At 71.0% G+C, this 1291-nt stretch carries 1 protein-coding gene; it reads right to left on the bottom strand.

The window, feature by feature from the left end; genetic code table 11:
• Nucleotides 1-13: 13 nt before the first annotated feature.
• Nucleotides 14-1291 (bottom strand): amidohydrolase family protein (locus tag ACWDU1_RS32410; RefSeq protein WP_450004227.1); only part of this gene is annotated, 1278 nt, incomplete at its 5' end.

Genomic DNA, 1291 nt, shown 5'->3' with positions numbered 1-1291 from the left:
GTGTGAGGGGCCCTCACACCGCGGCGACCGGCAGCAACTCCCGGGTCCGGGTGGTGCGTGCGACCACCCGGCCCGCCTTGATCACATAGCGGCGGTCCGGCCGGTCCAGCAGCGCGTCGGCGACCCGCCGGGTATCCAGGACCACCAGATCCGCCGTCGCGCCCACCCGCAGCCCGTAGCTGTCGGCGATACCGATCACCGCGGCGGCCTCGTAGGTCGCCATACCGAGGACCCGGGTGAGATCGGCGGGACCGGCCAGATGCGAGGTCTGCGCCAGGAACAGGCCGATATCGAGGAGATCGGCGTTCCCGTACGGGGTGAAGGCGTTGCGGATGTTGTTGGACGAGTACGCGGTCCGCACTCCGGCGTCCCACAGTTCGCGAACCGGCGCGATACCGCGGCGGATATTCGAGGCATCGGAGCGGCCGCCGAGAAACATATCCGTGGCGGGCAGCGGCACCACCGCGACCCCGGCCTCGGCGAGCAGGCCCAGCACCCGCCGCCGGTCTCCGGGTTCGCGGGCCGCCAGCGAGGTCGCGTGCCCGATGGTGACCCGGCCGCCCATCCCGGTACGGGCGGTGACCTCGGCGATGTAGTCGGCCAGGGCGAAACGGGGATCGCCGATATCGTCGGCGAAATCGGCGTGCAGATCCACCGGTACCCCGAATTCGGCGGCCAGGTCGAAGACCAGGTCGATATGGCGGCGGCATTCGGCGGGCGAATCCTCGTTGTAGGTGCAGCCGCCGATCACATCGGCGCCGTCGGCCAGACCCTCCCGCAGCAGCGCCAGGGTCCCGGGCGCGCGGAAGATCCCTTCCTGCGGGAACGCGACGATCTGCAGATCGATCCGGCCACGGAACTCCGCCCGCAACTCCAGCAGGGTGTGCACGCCGAGCAGTCCGACGATCGGGTCCACATCGGGATGGGCCCGGATGGCCGTGGTGCCGTTGCCGATCGCCTGTTCCAGGACCCGGCGCGCACGGTCCCGGATGGAATCCGCGGTGAACTCGCGTTTCAGGTCGGCGGTGATCGCGATGGCCCGGGCGAGGGTGCCGTCGTCGTTCGCGCGTTCGCGGTCGAGCAGGGCCTTGTCCAGGTGCACATGCGATTCCACCAGGCCGGGGATCACCACCCGCCCGGCGCAGTCGATCTCGGTGGCGGCCGGGGCCGCGATATCCGGCTCGATCGCGGTGATGACGCCGCCGCGCACCGCGATATCGACCGGGGCGGTGTCGTCGTCGATCCGGGCGCGGCGCAGCAGCAGATCGGTGAGATCCGGCGCGGTGACCGG

Source organism: Nocardia sp. NPDC003345, from assembly GCF_053589395.1.
The sequence above is the reverse complement of the archived record's forward strand: the minus strand, read 5'-3'. Positions and strand labels throughout refer to the sequence as shown.